Raw genomic sequence first — 14,835 nt, forward strand, 5'->3', positions numbered from 1 at the left:
CAATGAAACCCATCCAAGTAGGCCTGCTCGGCGCAGGCACGGTCGGCAGCGGCACCTTCAAGGTGCTTCAGCGCAACCAGGAAGAAATCAAGCGCCGCGCCGGCCGCGGCATCGAGATCACCATGGTGGCCGACCTCGACACCGCCCGCGCCCGCGAAGTGGCCGGTGAGGGCGTGAAGGTGGTTGCCGATGCGCGCGAAGTCATCGCCAACCCCGACATCGACATCGTCATCGAGCTGATCGGCGGCTACGGCATCGCCAAGCAGCTTGTGCTTGAAGCCATCGCGGCCGGCAAGCACGTGGTCACCGCCAACAAGGCGCTGCTCGCGGTGCACGGCACCGAGATCTTCGCGGCTGCCCACGCCAAGGGCGTGATGGTGGCCTTCGAGGCAGCGGTGGCCGGTGGCATCCCGATCATCAAGGCGCTGCGCGAAGGCCTCACGGCCAACAGCATCCAGTGGCTGGCCGGCATCATCAACGGCACGACCAACTTCATCCTGTCCGAGATGCGCGACAAGGGGCTGGACTTCGCGACCGTGCTCAAGGAAGCACAACGCCTGGGCTACGCCGAAGCCGACCCCACCTTCGACATCGAAGGCGTCGACGCCGGCCACAAGGTCACGCTGATGAGCGCCATCGCCTTCGGCATCCCGGTGCAGTTCGACAAGGCGCACATCGAAGGCATCACCAAGCTGGCCGCGCAGGACATCAAGTACGCCGAACAGCTCGGCTACCGCATCAAGCTGCTGGGCATCACCAAGCGCACGGCCCAGGGCATCGAGCTGCGCGTGCATCCGTCGCTGGTGCCGTCCAAGCGCCTGCTGGCCAATGTCGAAGGCGCGATGAACGCGGTGGTGGTGCATGGCGACGCCGTCGGCACCACGCTGTACTACGGCAAGGGCGCAGGCAGCGAGCCGACTGCCAGCGCAGTCATCGCCGACCTGGTCGACATCACGCGCCTGCACACGGCCGACACCGCGCACCGCGTGCCGCACCTGGCCTTCCACCCCGATGCCATGAGCGACCTGAAGGTGCTGCCGATGACCGAGGTCGTCACCAGCTACTACCTGCGCCTGCGCGTGGCCGACCAGGCCGGCGTGCTCGCCAAGGTGACGGGCCTGCTCGCCACCGCCGGCATCAGCATCGACGCCGTGCTGCAGCGCGAAGCCGACGAAGTGGGCGGCGAAGGCTCTACGCAGACCGACCTCATCATCCTCACGCACGATGCGCGCGAAGGCACCGTCAACGACGTGCTGGCCGAGCTGCAGGCGCTGCCTACCGTGCTGCAGCCGATCGTGCGCATCCGCAAGGAAGAGCTGTCCTGATGCCGGCGTCGCGCGCGGCCGCATTCGCATTCGCGCTGCTGTCGCTCGTGGCGACAGGCCAGGCGGGAGCGACCGGCTTCGTGGCGCCGCCCACGCTGGAGCTCGCGAAGGTCGAATACCAGCTCGCAGCGCAGCAGCCCCAAACCCTCGAAGACGGCCGGCGTGCGTGGACCTACACGATGGACGCAGGCGACGAGACCGGCCCTTGGACCACGGCACTGACCGTGTTCCTGCGGCCGGGCAAGGCCTCCAGTGCCGACGCCGAATTCAAGTCCGTGAGCAACGCCTTCAAGGGTGATCGCGCGCAGCAGCAGCGCTTCGCGGGCCATGTGGCACAGGACCATGCGTACTGGTACTACCTGACGGAAATCCGCCGCGAGAAGCAGTTTGCCCAGGCGGTGGCGCACAAGAGCTTCCATCTGCCGGCCTGTGGTGGCGTGCTGACCTACCAGTTCTCGGTTCGCTATCCGATGGAGTGGATACCGAACGACAAGCAGGTGGTCCAACTGCGAGAAGCCATCACGAGAGACAATGAGCGCGCCCTGGCCGCGCTCGAACGAGACCGCTGGCAACCCGATTGCCGTTGAGCCCAAGACCCGAAAAATGAACTACCTGTCCACCCGCGGCCACCCCGACCGCAAGCGCTTCTGCGACATCCTCCTCGAAGGCCTCGCGCCCGATGGCGGCCTTTACCTGCCCGAGCAGTACCCGAAGGTCGACACCGCCACGCTCGCCAAATGGCGCGATCTGCCATACGCCGAGCTGGCCTTCGAGATCCTCTCGCTCTACATCGACGACATTCCGCCGGCCGACCTGAAGGCGATCTGCGCGAAGACCTACACGGCCGAAGTGTTCGGCACCGACGAGATCGTGCCGTTGCGCGAGCTCGAAGACGGCGTGTACCTCGAAGCCCTGTCGAACGGCCCCACGCTGGCCTTCAAGGACATGGCGATGCAGTTGCTGGGCAACCTGTTCGAGTACGAACTGGCCCGCCGCGGCGCCGAACTCAACATCCTGGGCGCCACCAGCGGCGACACCGGCAGCGCGGCCGAGTACGCCATGCGCGGCAAGAAGGGCGTGCGCGTCTTCATGACCTCGCCGGACGGCCGCATGAGCCCGTTCCAGCAGGCGCAGATGTTCAGCCTGCAGGACGCCAACATCCACAACATCGCCATCACCGGCGTGTTCGACGACTGCCAGGACATCGTCAAGGCGGTGTCGAATGACCTGGGCTTCAAGCGCAAGTACCGCATCGGCACGGTCAACTCGATCAACTGGGCGCGCCTGCTGGCGCAGGTCGTCTACTACTTCGCGGGCTACTTCCAGGCCACGGCGAGCAACGACAAGCCGGTCAGCTTCACCGTGCCCTCGGGCAACTTCGGCAACGTCTGCGCGGGCCACGTGGCGCGCATGATGGGCCTGCCGATCCAGACGCTGGTGGTTGCCACGAATGAGAACGACGTGCTCGACGAGTTCTTCCGCACCGGCATCTACCGCGTGCGCGGGGCGGCCGACACGCACGAGACCTCCAGCCCGTCGATGGACATCAGCAAGGCCAGCAATTTCGAGCGCTTCGTGTTCGACCTGGTCGGCCGCGATGCCGCCAAGCTGCGCAAGCTGTTCGTGGAAGACCTGGGCCTGGAAGGCCGCTTCGACCTGAGCGCCGATCCGGCCTTCAAGGATGCCGCCGAACGCTTCGGCTTCAAGAGCAGCCGCAGCACGCACGCCGACCGCCTGGCCACCATCCGCGACACCGACAAGCGCTTTGCCACGCTGGTCGATCCGCACACGGCCGACGGCCTGAAGGCCGCGCGCGAACATCTCGCGCCGGGCGTGCCGATGGTGGTGCTCGAAACCGCATTGCCGATCAAGTTCGCCGAGACGCTGGTCGAGGCGCTGGGCGAAGAACCCGCGCGCCCGAAGAAGTTCGAGGGCATCGAAGCGCTGCCCAAGCGCGTGGTCAAGCTCCCCGCCGATGCGGAAGCCGTGAAGGCCTACATCGCCCAGAACTGTGACTGACCCCGGTCGGGCCCCGTCATGAAGGTCGTCGGCTTCGCCGGCTATTCGGGCGCGGGCAAGACCACGCTGGTGGAGCGCCTGATCCCGGTGCTCAAGCGGCTCGGCCAGCGCGTCTCGGTGGTCAAGCACGCGCACCACAAGTTCGACATCGACCATCCGGGCAAGGACACGTACCGCCACCGGGAGGCGGGTGCCTTCGAGGTGGTCGTGGCCTCCGACAGGCGGCTGGCCGTGATGCGCGAGTTCGAGACCCCGGTCGAGTTGTCGGTGCACCAGTTGCTGGCCGAACTGCATCCGGCGGCCGATTGGGTGTTGGTCGAAGGCTTCCGGCACAGCGACGTGCTCAAGATCGAGGTCTGGCGCCTGCCCGAAGACGGCCAGCCTTCGCGCCCGGTGCTGTACACCGACGACCCGTTTGTCACCGCCGTCGCCACCGATGCGCCGTCCAGCCTGCCGTCGCCCACCGAACGCCCGCTGTTCGACCTCAATGACGCCGAGGCCATCGCGCAATGGCTGATCGCCAGCGGCGACCGCTTCGAGTACAACCCGGAACACCATGGCTGATTCCCCCGTTCCCTTCGCCGCCTCGTCCCTGCGCCCGCCGCTGATGCCGCTCGACGAGGCCATCGCTGTGCTCCTTGCGAAGGCGCAGCCGAAGCTGCCCGCCGAAAGCGTCGTCACCTTCGAGGCCGATGGCCGCGTGTTGGCGCAGGACCTCGTCTCCGGCCTGACCGTGCCGCCGCGCGACAACAGCGCGATGGACGGCTATGCCGTGCGCGTGGCCGATTGCGCCGCGCCCGGCGCTGAACTGGCCGTGGCGCAGCGCATTCCCGCTGGCACCGTCGGCACGCCGCTCGCAGCCGGCACCGCCGCGCGCATCTTCACCGGCGCGCAGATCCCCGAAGGCGCCGATGCAGTCGTGATGCAGGAAGACACCACCGCCATGCCGCAGGAAGGCGGCCTGGGCTCGGTGCGCATCGCCATCGTTCCCGCCGCGGGGCAGTGGGTGCGCCGCGCGGGCGAAGACGTGGCTTCGGGCGACGTGGTGCTCAAGCAGGGCGAGCGCCTCACGCCTGCCGCGCTGGGCCTTGCGGCCAGCGTCGGCTTCCACAAGCTGCAGGTCGCCCGCAAGCCGCGCGTGGCCATGTTGTCCACCGGCGATGAGCTGGTGATGCCCGGCGAAGTCGCGCCCGATGCGATGAAGCCCGGTGCGATCTACAACTCCAACCGTTTTTTCATGCGCGCCTTGCTGCACCGGCTGGGCTGCGAGGTGAACGACCTGGGCATCGTGCCCGACAACCGCGACGCCACCATCGAGGCCTTGCGCCATGCGGCCGAAACCAGCGACCTGATCATCACCACCGGTGGCGTGTCGGTCGGCGAAGAAGACCACATCCGCGCCGCGCTGCAGTCGCTCGGCGAGCTGCAGCTCTGGTCGCTGTCGATGAAGCCCGGCAAGCCTTTCGCCTACGGTTCCATCGCGCGCAGCGACGGGCAGGGCCACTGCCACGTGACGGGGTTGCCCGGCAACCCGGTGTCCAGCTTCCTGACCTTCCTGATGCTCGTGCGCCCCTTCCTGCTGACCTTGCAGGGCGCCACCCGCGTGACGCCCGAACCCGTGCAGATGCGTGCCGATTTCGACTGGCTGCGTGCCGACAAGCGCCGCGAGTTCCTGCGCGCACGCCGCAATGCGGCCGGCGGGCTCGAACTGTTCGGCAACCAGAGTTCGGGCGTGCTCACGTCGATGGTCTGGGGCGACGGCGTGGTTGACAACCCCGCGGGCCACACGATCCGCTCGGGCGACACCGTGAACTTCATTCCCTTCGCCTCGCTGCTGTCCTGAATCGCATGAAGGTCCAGATCCGTTATTTCGCGTCGGTGCGCGAGGCGCTCTCCAGCAGCGGCGAAGCCGTCGAGACGAACGCGCAGACGCTGGCCGCGTTGCGCGACGAACTCATCGCCCGTGGCGGCGCGCATGCCACCGCATTGGCACGCGGCAAGGCCGTGCGCATGGCGCTCGACCAGGCCATGAGCGATGAAGCCGCAGCCCTGCACGAAGGCTGCGAAGTCGCTTTCTTCCCGCCGGTTACGGGCGGCTGAGCCGGGCGTCGAGCGCGACAAGGCGCTCGCGCAGGCCATCGGACGCACGGGTCATCGGCGAGCGCAGTTCGTCGCGCATCGCGCTCTGGTGCGCCAGCAGCGCCTTCAGCGGCCCCGGATTCGATTCGGCAAACAGCATCTCGATCAGCGGCTGCAGCGGCTGCCATTCGGCGCGCGCCTCGGCCGCTCGGTTGTCGGCCAGCAGGCGCAGCACCTGGACAAAGCGCCGCGTTTGCACATGCCCGCTGGCCGCGATGGCGCCCACGCCACCTTCGGCCACGGTGCTGAAGATCTGGTGGTCTTCGCCCGACAGCACCTGCAGCCGGCCATCGGCGATCAGGGCGCGTGTCTTGGCCATGTCGCCGCCGCAGTCCTTGATGCCGCGAATGCGCGGATGCTCGGCCAGCGCCAGCAGCGTCTCGCGGGCAAGGGTTGCACCGGTGCGGTAGGGAATGTCGTAGACCAGCACCGGCGCCGCGCTCGCGTCGGCGATGGCGCGGAACCATTCGAGCAGGCCGGCCTGCGAAGGGCGGATGTAGTGCGGCGCGGGCACCAGCAGGGCCGCCAGCGGGCGTTCCGCGAGCTTGCGGACCCAGGCCGTCGTCTTGCCCAGGTGATAGCCCGACAGGCCCATGACGATCGGCAGGCCACCGGCGGCGGCTTGCACGGTATCGAGCGCGGCCAGTTGCTCCGCCTCGTCGAGCGCGGCGGCCTCGCCGGTCGAGCCGCAGACCACGAAGCCGGCCACGCCGTCGCCGGCGAGGCGGCGGGTCAATGCGGCAAGTGCGGCGTGGTCGACCGCGCCATCGCGGAACGGGGTGACGAGCGGGATCCAGAGGCCCGAAAAATCAGGGGTGGGGGCGGTAGTTTGTTGTGGCACGCAGGCTTCCTTTCAGGAATCGACCGATGGAAAGAACCACCGTCCGATGCGCGCGCAACCCATGAGGGGCCAAAGCCTTGGCAGGTTCCGTCGCTCATCCGACGACGGAACCTCGGCTCCGGTCAGACGAGCTTTGGTTTTTTGGCTTTGCTGCCCTGGCGCGCGCAACGGCTCTCGGGGTGCGACAGCACCGGGGAGAACGTGGCGAGACAAGGCATTGCAGCAGTCTAGCGCGATGCCACAATTCGGACATGAGCGTTGCGCGTGTTTCGATCCAGACGGCCGATTTCGATCTCTCGGAAGAGGTTTCCACGTTGCGCGCGGGCGACAAACGCGTGGGCGCCGTCTGCAGTTTTGTCGGCACCGTGCGAGACCGCAACGACGGCAGCACCATCGCATCGATGGAGCTGGAGCACTACCCGGGCATGACCGAGAAGGCCATCGAGGCCATGATCGACGAGGCGCACAAGCGCTTCGACATCCTCGGCGCGCGCGTGATCCATCGCGTGGGCCTGCTGCAGCCGCTGGACCAGATCATGATGGTGGCCGTGGTCTCGGCCCATCGCGGCCAGAGCTTCGAGGCCTGCGAGTTCCTGATGGACTATCTGAAGACCCAGGCGCCGTTCTGGAAAAAGGAACAGACGCCTGAAGGCGCCCGCTGGGTCGATGCGCGTGTGGCCGATGACGCAGCGCTGGCGCGCTGGGGTATCGCGGCTTCGAACACGCCGACCTGACCGGCGCTGAGTGCCCGCCGATCAGGGCGCGATCAGCTCCGTGGTTGCCAATGCCCTGGCTTCCGCACCGCAATCACCCGCGGGCACGGCCCCAGCGGTACGTGCCTTCGCAATCTCCGCCTGGGCCGCAGCCATCTGCGCCTGGAACACCGGGTTGGCATGCAGCTTCGCCACCGTCGCCGCGCCGATCAGGTGGCCGTTCTCGATGTCGCTTTGCCAGTGCACGCCGCAGATCGCGCGGCTCTGCGAGAAGGCGCGGCCACGCTGCAGCAGCGCATTGCCGCGATCGGGCGCGATCTCCGACAGCACCAGTGCCCAGGCCCAGCCCACGGCCGAGTGGCCGGAGGGATAGGAGCCGTCCTTGGCCAGGTGGGCTTCTTCGCCCGGGGTGCAGCTGCTGGTCTTGAACACGACGAACGGCCGGGTCCGTTCGTACTTGTTCTTGGCCTTGTAGGTGGCGCTGCCCGCATCGGCCAGCGTGCGGCGCAGCAGCATGTTCAGGTTCGGCGTGGCCTCTTCCGAGATGGGCATGCCGAGGGCGCACGAGAACACTTCGGCGGCCTTCGGAAATTTCAGGTTGGCGTCCTGCACGGCCAGCGCGCCGCGCGGTGTGCCCTGCAGGGCAGTGAGGGTGCGGAAGGTCGCGCCATCGGCGGCCAGCGCGGCCGAGCCTTCGGCCGGAGGCGCCGGCAGCAACGCGAGGCTGTCGGGCAAGTCGGCGGCGGGCAGGTAGCCCTTGAGGTAGCCCGAGCCTGCGCGCAGTTCGCCGACCTCGGCGGCTGAAATGGGCGCGGTCACGCGCGGTGCGATGCTGCCGCAGGCGCCGAGCAGCAGCGCGGCGGCCAGCGTGGTGGCGAGTGTCGTTGTTCGCATGGATGTCTCCTGGTTCTTCTTCTGTCGGCGAGGCGGCATCGTAGTGTTGCCTCGCCGGCTTGAAGTGACACCCATGCGACGGCCAATGCGGCCGTTCCCGTTCGCTTACAGGGGCTTGAACCCGCTGGCCTGGATGATCCGTTCCCAGGTCTGCGTGTACGTGCGCACGCGGCCCGCGAACTGGCCCTGCGGCTCATAGCCGACCGTCAGGCCCATCGTCGTCAGCTTCTGCTTCACGTCGGGCATGGCCAGCACCTTCTGCAGCGCATCGCCGTACTTGTCGATGATCGGCTGGGGTGTGCCCACCGGCGCGAAGATGCCGTAGTAGGGCAGGTCTTCCAGGTTCGCGAAGCCCAGCTCGGTGAAGGTCGGCACGTTCGGCAGCACGGCCTGGCGCTTGGCGCCGATGGAGGCCACGATGCGCACCTTGCCCGCCTTGTGGTTCTCGATGAAGTCCGGCACCGAGGCGATGCCCGCCGTGATCTGGTTGCCCAGCATGTCGGCCGTCATCGGCGCGCTACCGCGATACGGTGCGGGCTGCACGTCGATCTTGTACTTGTCCGAGATCATCTTCACGAGGAATTCTGGAATCGATGCGGGCGCGGGAATGCCGATGGTTTCCTTGCCGCCCTTCGCGGTGCGAACCCACTTCACGTACTCGTCGATGCTCTTGGCCGGCGTGCCGCCCGAGACGGCCAGCACGTTGGCGAAGGTGGCGAAGCCGGCCACGGGCACGAAGTCGGTGGCGGGGTTGAAGCCCGGGTTCTTCACCACCTGCGGCAGGATCGAAATGGTGTGGTCATGCGACAAGAACAGCGTGTGCCCGTCGGCCGGCGACGACTTCAGCACCGTGGCCGCAATCTGCCCGCCCGCGCCCGCGCGGTTCTCGACCACCACCGGCACGCCCAGCACGTCCTTGAGTTTTTCACCCAAAGTGCGTGCAATGGCATCCGTGCCCGCGCCGGCCGGAAAGCCGACGAGCAGGCGGATGGGCGTGCCGCTTTGCGCGTGCGCAAGGCCCGACAGGCCCACGGCGGCCAGGAGGAGGCCGGCGCTGATCGCCCGGCGAACCGGTTGAACGCGCTGCATTGAAAAAACCATGGTCGACTCCATTCGAGAGAGAGGAAAGAGAAAGAGATGAATGCCTACGGACAAGGGGAAACGGATCCCGTGCAATAGCCATGCCCAAGGCACCGGCGTGGCCGGCAGCCTTGAATCGTGCCCGAACGGCCCTATTTTGGATGCAGGAATACCACCATGCGACAAGACAAACTCACAACCAAATTTCAGGAAGCACTGAGCGACGCCCAGACGCTGGCGCTCGGCAACGACAACGCCTACATCGAACCGGCCCACCTGCTGGTCGCGATGCTGCGCCAGGACGACGGCCCGCGCGCCTTGATGGAGCGTGCCGGCGTCAACGTGCAGGGCCTGGTGCAGGCGGCCGAAGCCGCCATCAAGAAACTGCCGCAGGTGCAGGGCCACGACATCGTGCAGGTCGGCCCCGAACTCGGCAAGCTGCTGCAGGCCACCGAAAAAGAAGCCATCAAGCGCAATGACCAGTTCATCGCGGGTGAACTCTTTTTGCTGGCCGTGGCCGACAGCAAGTCCGACATCGGCAAGCTCGCCAAAGAAAACGGGCTGAGCCGCAAGTCGCTCGAATCGGCCATCGACGCCGTGCGCGGCGGGCAGGGCGTGAACAGCGCCGATGCCGAAGGCCAGCGCGAAGCCCTCAAGAAATACACCACCGACCTGACCGAGCGCGCGCGCCTGGGCAAGCTCGACCCGGTCATCGGCCGCGACGAGGAAATCCGCCGCGCCATCCAGGTGCTGCAACGCCGCACCAAGAACAACCCCGTGCTCATCGGCGAACCCGGCGTGGGCAAGACCGCCATCGTCGAAGGCCTTGCGCAGCGCATCGTCGCGGGCGAAGTGCCCGATTCGCTCAAGGGCAAGCGCGTGTTGTCGCTCGACATGGCCGCGCTGCTGGCCGGTGCCAAGTTTCGCGGTGAGTTCGAAGAACGTCTGAAGACCGTGCTGAACGAACTCGCGAAGGACGAAGGCCAGACCATCGTCTTCATCGACGAGCTGCACACCATGGTCGGCGCCGGCAAGGCCGAAGGCGCGATGGACGCGGGCAACATGCTCAAGCCCGCGCTCGCGCGCGGCGAGCTGCACTGCGTGGGTGCCACCACGCTCGACGAATACCGCAAGTACATCGAGAAAGACGCCGCGCTGGAGCGCCGCTTCCAGAAGATCATCGTGGGCGAGCCCAGCGTCGAAGCCACCATCGCCATCCTGCGCGGCCTGCAAGAGAAGTACGAAGTGCACCACGGCGTGCAGATCACCGACCCGGCCATCGTGGCCGCGGCCGAATTGAGTGACCGCTACATCACCGACCGCTTCCTGCCCGACAAGGCCATCGACCTGATCGACGAGGCCGCGGCCAAGATCAAGATCGAGATGGACTCCAAGCCCGAGGTCATGGACCGCCTCGACCGCCGCCTCATCCAGCTTCAGATCGAGCGCGAAGCCGTGCGCCGCGAAAAGGACGAAGCCTCGCAAAAGCGCTTCGGCCTGATCGAGGACGAGATCGCCAAGCTGCAAAAGGAAATCGCCGATTACGACGAGATCTGGCAGGCCGAAAAGGCGCAGGCCCAGGGCAGCGCGCATGTGCGCGAAGAGATGGACAAGATCAAGTTCCAGATCAAGGAATGGGAACGCAAGGGCGACTTCAACAAGGTCGCCGAGCTGCAGTACGGCCAACTGCCGGCGCTCGAAAAGCGCCTGAAGGAAGCCGAGGCCAGCGAGGCGAACAAGGGCAAGTCCAGCGCCCCCACGCTGCTGCGCACGCAGGTCGGCGCCGAAGAAATCGCCGAAGTCGTGGCGCGCGCCACCGGCATCCCGGTCGCCAAGCTGATGCAGGGCGAGCGCGACAAGCTGCTCGTGATGGAAGACAAGCTGCACGAGCGCGTGGTCGGCCAGGACGAGGCCATCGGCGCGGTCGCCAATGCGATCCGCCGCTCGCGCTCGGGCCTGTCCGATCCGAACCGCCCCACGGGTTCCTTCTTGTTCCTCGGCCCCACGGGCGTGGGCAAGACCGAGCTGTGCAAGGCGCTCGCGGGCTTCCTGTTCGACAGCGAAGACCACCTGATCCGCATCGACATGAGCGAGTTCATGGAAAAGCATTCGGTCGCGCGCCTCATCGGCGCGCCGCCGGGCTACGTGGGCTATGAAGAGGGCGGCTATCTCACCGAAGCCGTGCGCCGCAAGCCCTACAGCGTGGTGCTGCTCGACGAAGTCGAGAAGGCCCACCCCGACGTGTTCAACGTGCTGCTGCAGGTGCTCGACGATGGCCGCCTCACGGACGGCCAGGGCCGTACCGTGGACTTCAAGAACACCGTGATCGTGATGACGAGCAACATCGGCTCGCCGATCATCCAGGCCATGGTGGGCAAGCCTTCCGAAGAGATCAAGGAAGCGGTGTGGGACGAGCTGAAGAACTACTTCCGCCCCGAGTTCCTGAACCGCATCGACGAGACGGTCGTGTTCCATGCGCTCGACGCGAAGAACATCGAATCGATCGCCGCGATCCAGCTCAAGGTGCTCAAGGCGCGCCTGGCGAAGATGGACCTGGGCCTGGAGGTGTCGCCCGCGGCGCTGGCCGAGATTGCCAAGGTCGGCTTCGACCCGGTGTTCGGTGCACGCCCGCTCAAGCGTGCGATCCAGCAGCGCCTGGAGAACCCGCTGTCCAAGCTTTTGCTGGACGGCAGCTTCGGGCCGAAGGACACGATCGAGGTCAATACCGACCCGATCCAGTCGCCGGGCCAGTTCTCGTTCACCAAGAGCGGGGAACCAACGGGGGCCACTTCGGCCTAAAGTCGGATGATGAACTTTATTCTTCGCGTCATTCTTCTGCTTCTGGGGCTGGTCTTCGCGGCCAGCCTGGCGGTGGCGGTCATGCTGCTGGCCGCGGTGTGGGGTGTGCGCTACGCCTGGGGGCGTCTCACGGGCAGGCCCGTGACGCCCTGGGTGATGCGCTTCAACCCGCGCTCGGGCTTCGACCGTTTTCGCCATCCTGCCGCGCCGGCCGAGCCCACCGCCGCCGATGTGGTCAGCGCCCGCGCGCGCGGCGAGTCGGTGCGCAGCCCCATCGCCATCGGCCCCGCCGACGATGTGACCGACGTGCGGGCCCGCCCCGTGCGCGGCGAGTAAGCCAAGCCTCCCAGCTTCGATCAGGCGCTGCTGTACAGCGCCTCGATCTCGCTGGCGTAGGTCTTGTAGATGCTGGAGCGCCGCACCTTCATGGTCGCGGTGACTTCACCGTCGTCATGGTCCAGCTCCTTGGTCAGCAGATGAAAGCGCCGGATCTGCGAGACCTGCGCCAGTTTTTCATTGCCGCGCGAAATCTCCGTGTCGATCAGCGCACGCACCTGGGGCTCTTCCACCAGCGAGCGGAAATGCGTGAATGAAATGCGCTGCGCCTCCGCCCATTTGCCCACCGTCTCGTAGTCGATCTGCAGCAGCGCGCCGACGAACTTGCGGCCGTCCGCCACCACGATGCATTCCTTGATGAAGGGGCTGCCCTTCATGGTGTTCTCGATCTCCGAGGGCGTGAGGTTCTTGCCGCCGGCGGTGATCATGATGTCCTTCAGGCGGTCGACGATGCGCAGCTGGCCGTCCTCCTCGCGCACCACGTCGCCGGTATAGAGCCATCCCTCGCGGATCGACGTGGCCGTGGCCTCGGGGTTCTTGTAGTAGCCCTCGAACACCATGTCGCCGCGCACCAGCAACTCGCCCGCTTCGCCGACGCGATGCTCGGTGCCCAGCGTGGGCGGCCCCACGGTGCCGATCTTCACCGCATCGCTGCGGTGGCCCGCGATCATGCCGGTCGATTCGGTCAGGCCATACACCTCCACCAGCGGCACGCCCAGCGTGCGAAAGAAGCGCACCACGTCGGCCGGGATCGGCGCCGCGCCGGTGAGCGCGATGCGCGCGCGCCGCAGGCCGATGAAGTTCTGCAGCGCACGCAGCACCGTCCAGTAGGCCAGGGCATGGCGACCGCGTTCGGCCAGTGTCCATTCGCTGCGCGGCTTTTCGGCCAGCGGCGCGCAGGCCGCAATGGCTTTGTGAAACAGCGCGCGCTGCAGCCGGCCCGTCTCCTGCATCTTGATGCTGATGCCCGCATGCAGCTTCTCCCAGATGCGCGGCACGCCGAGGAACATCGTGGGTGCCACTTCGCGCAGGTCTTCCTGCACGGTGCGGATCGATTCGCCGAAGTTCACCTGCGAGCCCAGGTACACCGGCACGAAGGCCGTGAGCATCTGTTCGGCCACGTGGCACAGCGGCAGGTACGACAGGTGCGTGGTGTCGCCGTCGAGCCCGAGCCGGTCGACGATGCCGGGCACCACGCCGCGGATGTTGCGGTACGAAATCATTGCGCCCTTGGGCTTGCCGGTGGAGCCCGAGGTGTAGATCATCAGGCCGGTGTCGCCCAGCGTCTGGCGCTGCAGCGCGGCGTCGATCAGCGCGTTGCCCTCGCGTGCCTGCGCCTGTGCGCCGGCCTGTTCGACTTCCGCGAAGGTCGCGATGAGTCCGCGCACCTCGGGCGGATAGCTCGCCAGCCCCTTGGTCTCGATGACGACGATCTTGCGCAGGCGCGGCAACTGGTCGATGGCGTCCAGCACCTTGTCCGTCTGCTCCTGGTCTTCGCAGACGATCACTTCGATGTCCGCATGCCCGACCACATAGGCCACCTCGTTGCTCGGGCTGGTGGGGTACACGCCGACCGTCACGGCGCCGATCAGTCCCGCGCCCATTTGCGCGAGCAGCCATTCGACGCGGTTCTCGGAGATCACGCCCAGGTGCCCGCCCGGTGCCAGGCCCATCGCATGCAGGCCCAGCCCGAAGTGGCTGGCGCGTTGCAGGTAGCCGGCCCAGTCCAGCGGATGCCAGATGCCGAAGTCCTTCTGGCGGATCGCGATGCGATGCGGCTGCCGGCGCGCCTGCTCGCGCAGCATCTGCGGCAGCGTCAACGAGGGAAGAGAGGGAGCGTCGGTCATGAGAGCCAGCGCTTGCGGCGCTTGTAATGCTTGAGCTCGCGGAAGCTGCGCGATTCGCCGCTGCCGCCCACGCCCAGATAGAACTCGCGCACGTCGGGGTCGGCCGCCAGCCGCTCGGCGCTGCCGTCGATCACGACCTTGCCGCTTTCCATGATGTAGCCCGTGTGCGCAATCGCCAGCGCCACGCTCGCGTTCTGCTCCACCAGCAGCATCGAGGTGCCGCGCTCGGCGTTGATGCGCGCGATGATCGTGAAGATGTCTTCCACCAGCTTGGGCGAAAGACCCAGCGAGGGCTCGTCCAGCAGGATGAGCTTGGGCTGCGCCACCAGCGCGCGGCCGATGGCCAGCATCTGCTGCTCGCCGCCCGAGAGATAGCCCGCCAGGCCCTTGCGGCGCTCGTGCAGGCGCGGGAAATACGCATACACGTCGTCGAAGTTACGAGGCTTGTGCGAGGGCGCGGGGCCGTCGCGCCCCGTCAGCGCATAGGTGGCGGCCACCAGGTTTTCTTCGACCGTCAGGTCCTCGAACACGCGGCGGCCTTCCATCACATGGCTCAGGCCGCGCCGCACCAGTTGCTGCGGCGCGAGCTGCGCGGTCGACGCGCCGTCGAACGCGATGCGTCCGGCCTCCACCTCGCCGTCTTCCAGCGCGAGCAGGCCCGACACCGCCTTCAGCGTGGTCGACTTGCCCGCGCCGTTGCTGCCCAGCAGCGCCACGATCTGCCCGCGCGGCACGGCCAGCGACAGGCCACGCAAGACCTGCACGACCTTGTTGTAGACCACTTCGATGTTGTTGACCTCCAGGACGAGGTCAGGCGGTGCCGCGCGCGCGTCCATCGTCAT

The 14,835-nt window shown here is 67.0% G+C and carries 14 protein-coding genes; 9 read left to right on the forward strand and 5 right to left on the reverse strand.

Translation table 11 applies throughout. The features are described 5' to 3' along the window. Positions 1 to 2 precede the first annotated feature (2 nt). The 6 genes from ACSFB7_RS34795 to ACSFB7_RS34820 are packed head-to-tail and all read left to right on the forward strand — an operon-like array spanning position 3 to position 5,444. Positions 3 to 1,325, forward strand: a complete 1,323-nt coding sequence (locus ACSFB7_RS34795; RefSeq protein WP_435476892.1) for a homoserine dehydrogenase — start codon at positions 3 to 5, stop codon at positions 1,323 to 1,325. Beyond that, positions 1,325 to 1,912 carry a hypothetical protein gene (locus ACSFB7_RS34800; RefSeq protein ID WP_435476893.1) on the forward strand — a complete coding sequence of 196 codons (588 nt, stop codon included), beginning with the start codon at positions 1,325 to 1,327 and terminating at the stop codon, positions 1,910 to 1,912. Before ACSFB7_RS34795 ends, ACSFB7_RS34800 begins: the two co-directional genes overlap by 1 nt. A 16-nt stretch (positions 1,913 to 1,928) precedes the next feature. Beyond that, positions 1,929 to 3,344, forward strand: a complete 1,416-nt coding sequence (thrC, locus tag ACSFB7_RS34805; protein WP_435476894.1) for a threonine synthase — start codon at positions 1,929 to 1,931, stop codon at positions 3,342 to 3,344. Positions 3,345 to 3,362: 18 nt separating this feature from the next. Then, the gene (gene mobB, locus ACSFB7_RS34810) at positions 3,363 to 3,908 is read left to right on the forward strand and encodes a molybdopterin-guanine dinucleotide biosynthesis protein B (RefSeq protein WP_435476895.1); all 546 of its coding nucleotides are present in this window, start codon (positions 3,363 to 3,365) and stop codon (positions 3,906 to 3,908) included. Next, positions 3,901 to 5,187 carry a molybdopterin molybdotransferase MoeA gene (locus tag ACSFB7_RS34815; protein ID WP_435476896.1) on the forward strand — a complete coding sequence of 429 codons (1,287 nt, stop codon included), beginning with the start codon at positions 3,901 to 3,903 and terminating at the stop codon, positions 5,185 to 5,187. Before mobB ends, ACSFB7_RS34815 begins: the two co-directional genes overlap by 8 nt. 5 nt (positions 5,188 to 5,192) lie before the next feature. Beyond that, entirely contained in the window at positions 5,193 to 5,444 is a 252-nt protein-coding gene (locus tag ACSFB7_RS34820; RefSeq protein WP_435476897.1) for a MoaD/ThiS family protein, read from the forward strand. On the opposite strand, the gene dapA is transcribed toward ACSFB7_RS34820, so the two are convergent. Beyond that, positions 5,431 to 6,324 (reverse strand): 4-hydroxy-tetrahydrodipicolinate synthase, encoded by an 894-nt coding sequence (dapA, locus tag ACSFB7_RS34825; protein ID WP_435476898.1) that lies wholly within the window; start codon positions 6,322 to 6,324, stop codon positions 5,431 to 5,433. The genes ACSFB7_RS34820 and dapA overlap by 14 nt on opposite strands. A gap of 251 nt (positions 6,325 to 6,575) precedes the next feature. On the opposite strand from dapA, the gene ACSFB7_RS34830 reads away from it, so the two are divergent. Next, a complete protein-coding gene (locus ACSFB7_RS34830; protein WP_435476899.1) occupies positions 6,576 to 7,058 on the forward strand; it encodes a molybdenum cofactor biosynthesis protein MoaE in 483 nt (160 codons plus the stop codon). A 21-nt stretch (positions 7,059 to 7,079) separates the two neighbouring features. Here ACSFB7_RS34830 and ACSFB7_RS34835 read toward each other — a convergent pair whose 3' ends face one another. After that, positions 7,080 to 7,931, reverse strand: a complete 852-nt coding sequence (locus ACSFB7_RS34835; RefSeq protein ID WP_435476900.1) for an acid phosphatase — start codon at positions 7,929 to 7,931, stop codon at positions 7,080 to 7,082. Positions 7,932 to 8,036: 105 nt separating this feature from the next. Beyond that, positions 8,037 to 9,032 (reverse strand): Bug family tripartite tricarboxylate transporter substrate binding protein, encoded by a 996-nt coding sequence (locus ACSFB7_RS34840; protein ID WP_435476901.1) that lies wholly within the window; start codon positions 9,030 to 9,032, stop codon positions 8,037 to 8,039. Positions 9,033 to 9,188: 156 nt separating this feature from the next. Here ACSFB7_RS34840 and clpB point away from each other — a divergent pair, with 156 nt between their 5' ends. Together clpB and ACSFB7_RS34850 are read left to right on the forward strand one after the other, a co-directional pair. Further along, a complete protein-coding gene (gene clpB, locus ACSFB7_RS34845; RefSeq protein ID WP_435476902.1) occupies positions 9,189 to 11,810 on the forward strand; it encodes an ATP-dependent chaperone ClpB in 2,622 nt (873 codons plus the stop codon). Between the two features lie 6 nt (positions 11,811 to 11,816). After that, complete coding sequence (locus tag ACSFB7_RS34850) at positions 11,817 to 12,146, forward strand: hypothetical protein (protein WP_435476903.1); 330 nt, start codon at positions 11,817 to 11,819, stop codon at positions 12,144 to 12,146. Between the two features lie 20 nt (positions 12,147 to 12,166). Here ACSFB7_RS34850 and ACSFB7_RS34855 read toward each other — a convergent pair whose 3' ends face one another. Together ACSFB7_RS34855 and ACSFB7_RS34860 are read right to left on the reverse strand one after the other, a co-directional pair. Further along, the gene (locus tag ACSFB7_RS34855) at positions 12,167 to 13,993 is read right to left on the reverse strand and encodes an AMP-dependent synthetase/ligase (protein WP_435476904.1); all 1,827 of its coding nucleotides are present in this window, start codon (positions 13,991 to 13,993) and stop codon (positions 12,167 to 12,169) included. Next, positions 13,990 to 14,835: an ABC transporter ATP-binding protein gene (locus tag ACSFB7_RS34860; protein WP_435476905.1), complete on the reverse strand. Its 846-nt coding sequence runs from the start codon at positions 14,833 to 14,835 to the stop codon at positions 13,990 to 13,992. The genes ACSFB7_RS34855 and ACSFB7_RS34860 overlap by 4 nt, the downstream gene beginning before the upstream one ends.

This window comes from Variovorax raffinosi (genome assembly GCF_051216615.1).
Classification (GTDB): domain Bacteria; phylum Pseudomonadota; class Gammaproteobacteria; order Burkholderiales; family Burkholderiaceae_C; genus Variovorax.

What these genes read in the sequence shown, in the direction of transcription:
- mobB (WP_435476895.1), top strand. Translation starts at nt 3,363, where the DNA reads ATGAAGGTCGTCGGCTTCGCCGGCTATTCGGGCGCGGGCAAGACCACG.
- ACSFB7_RS34855 (WP_435476904.1), bottom strand. Translation starts at nt 13,993, where the DNA reads ATGACCGACGCTCCCTCTCTTCCCTCGTTGACGCTGCCGCAGATGCTG.
- ACSFB7_RS34795 (WP_435476892.1), top strand. Translation starts at nt 3, where the DNA reads ATGAAACCCATCCAAGTAGGCCTGCTCGGCGCAGGCACGGTCGGCAGC.
- ACSFB7_RS34860 (WP_435476905.1), bottom strand. Translation starts at nt 14,835, where the DNA reads ATGACGATGGACGCGCGCGCGGCACCGCCTGACCTCGTCCTGGAGGTC.
- thrC (WP_435476894.1), top strand. Translation starts at nt 1,929, where the DNA reads ATGAACTACCTGTCCACCCGCGGCCACCCCGACCGCAAGCGCTTCTGC.
- ACSFB7_RS34800 (WP_435476893.1), top strand. Translation starts at nt 1,325, where the DNA reads ATGCCGGCGTCGCGCGCGGCCGCATTCGCATTCGCGCTGCTGTCGCTC.
- ACSFB7_RS34835 (WP_435476900.1), bottom strand. Translation starts at nt 7,931, where the DNA reads ATGCGAACAACGACACTCGCCACCACGCTGGCCGCCGCGCTGCTGCTC.
- ACSFB7_RS34850 (WP_435476903.1), top strand. Translation starts at nt 11,817, where the DNA reads ATGATGAACTTTATTCTTCGCGTCATTCTTCTGCTTCTGGGGCTGGTC.
- ACSFB7_RS34840 (WP_435476901.1), bottom strand. Translation starts at nt 9,032, where the DNA reads ATGGTTTTTTCAATGCAGCGCGTTCAACCGGTTCGCCGGGCGATCAGC.
- ACSFB7_RS34830 (WP_435476899.1), top strand. Translation starts at nt 6,576, where the DNA reads ATGAGCGTTGCGCGTGTTTCGATCCAGACGGCCGATTTCGATCTCTCG.
- clpB (WP_435476902.1), top strand. Translation starts at nt 9,189, where the DNA reads ATGCGACAAGACAAACTCACAACCAAATTTCAGGAAGCACTGAGCGAC.
- ACSFB7_RS34820 (WP_435476897.1), top strand. Translation starts at nt 5,193, where the DNA reads ATGAAGGTCCAGATCCGTTATTTCGCGTCGGTGCGCGAGGCGCTCTCC.
- ACSFB7_RS34815 (WP_435476896.1), top strand. Translation starts at nt 3,901, where the DNA reads ATGGCTGATTCCCCCGTTCCCTTCGCCGCCTCGTCCCTGCGCCCGCCG.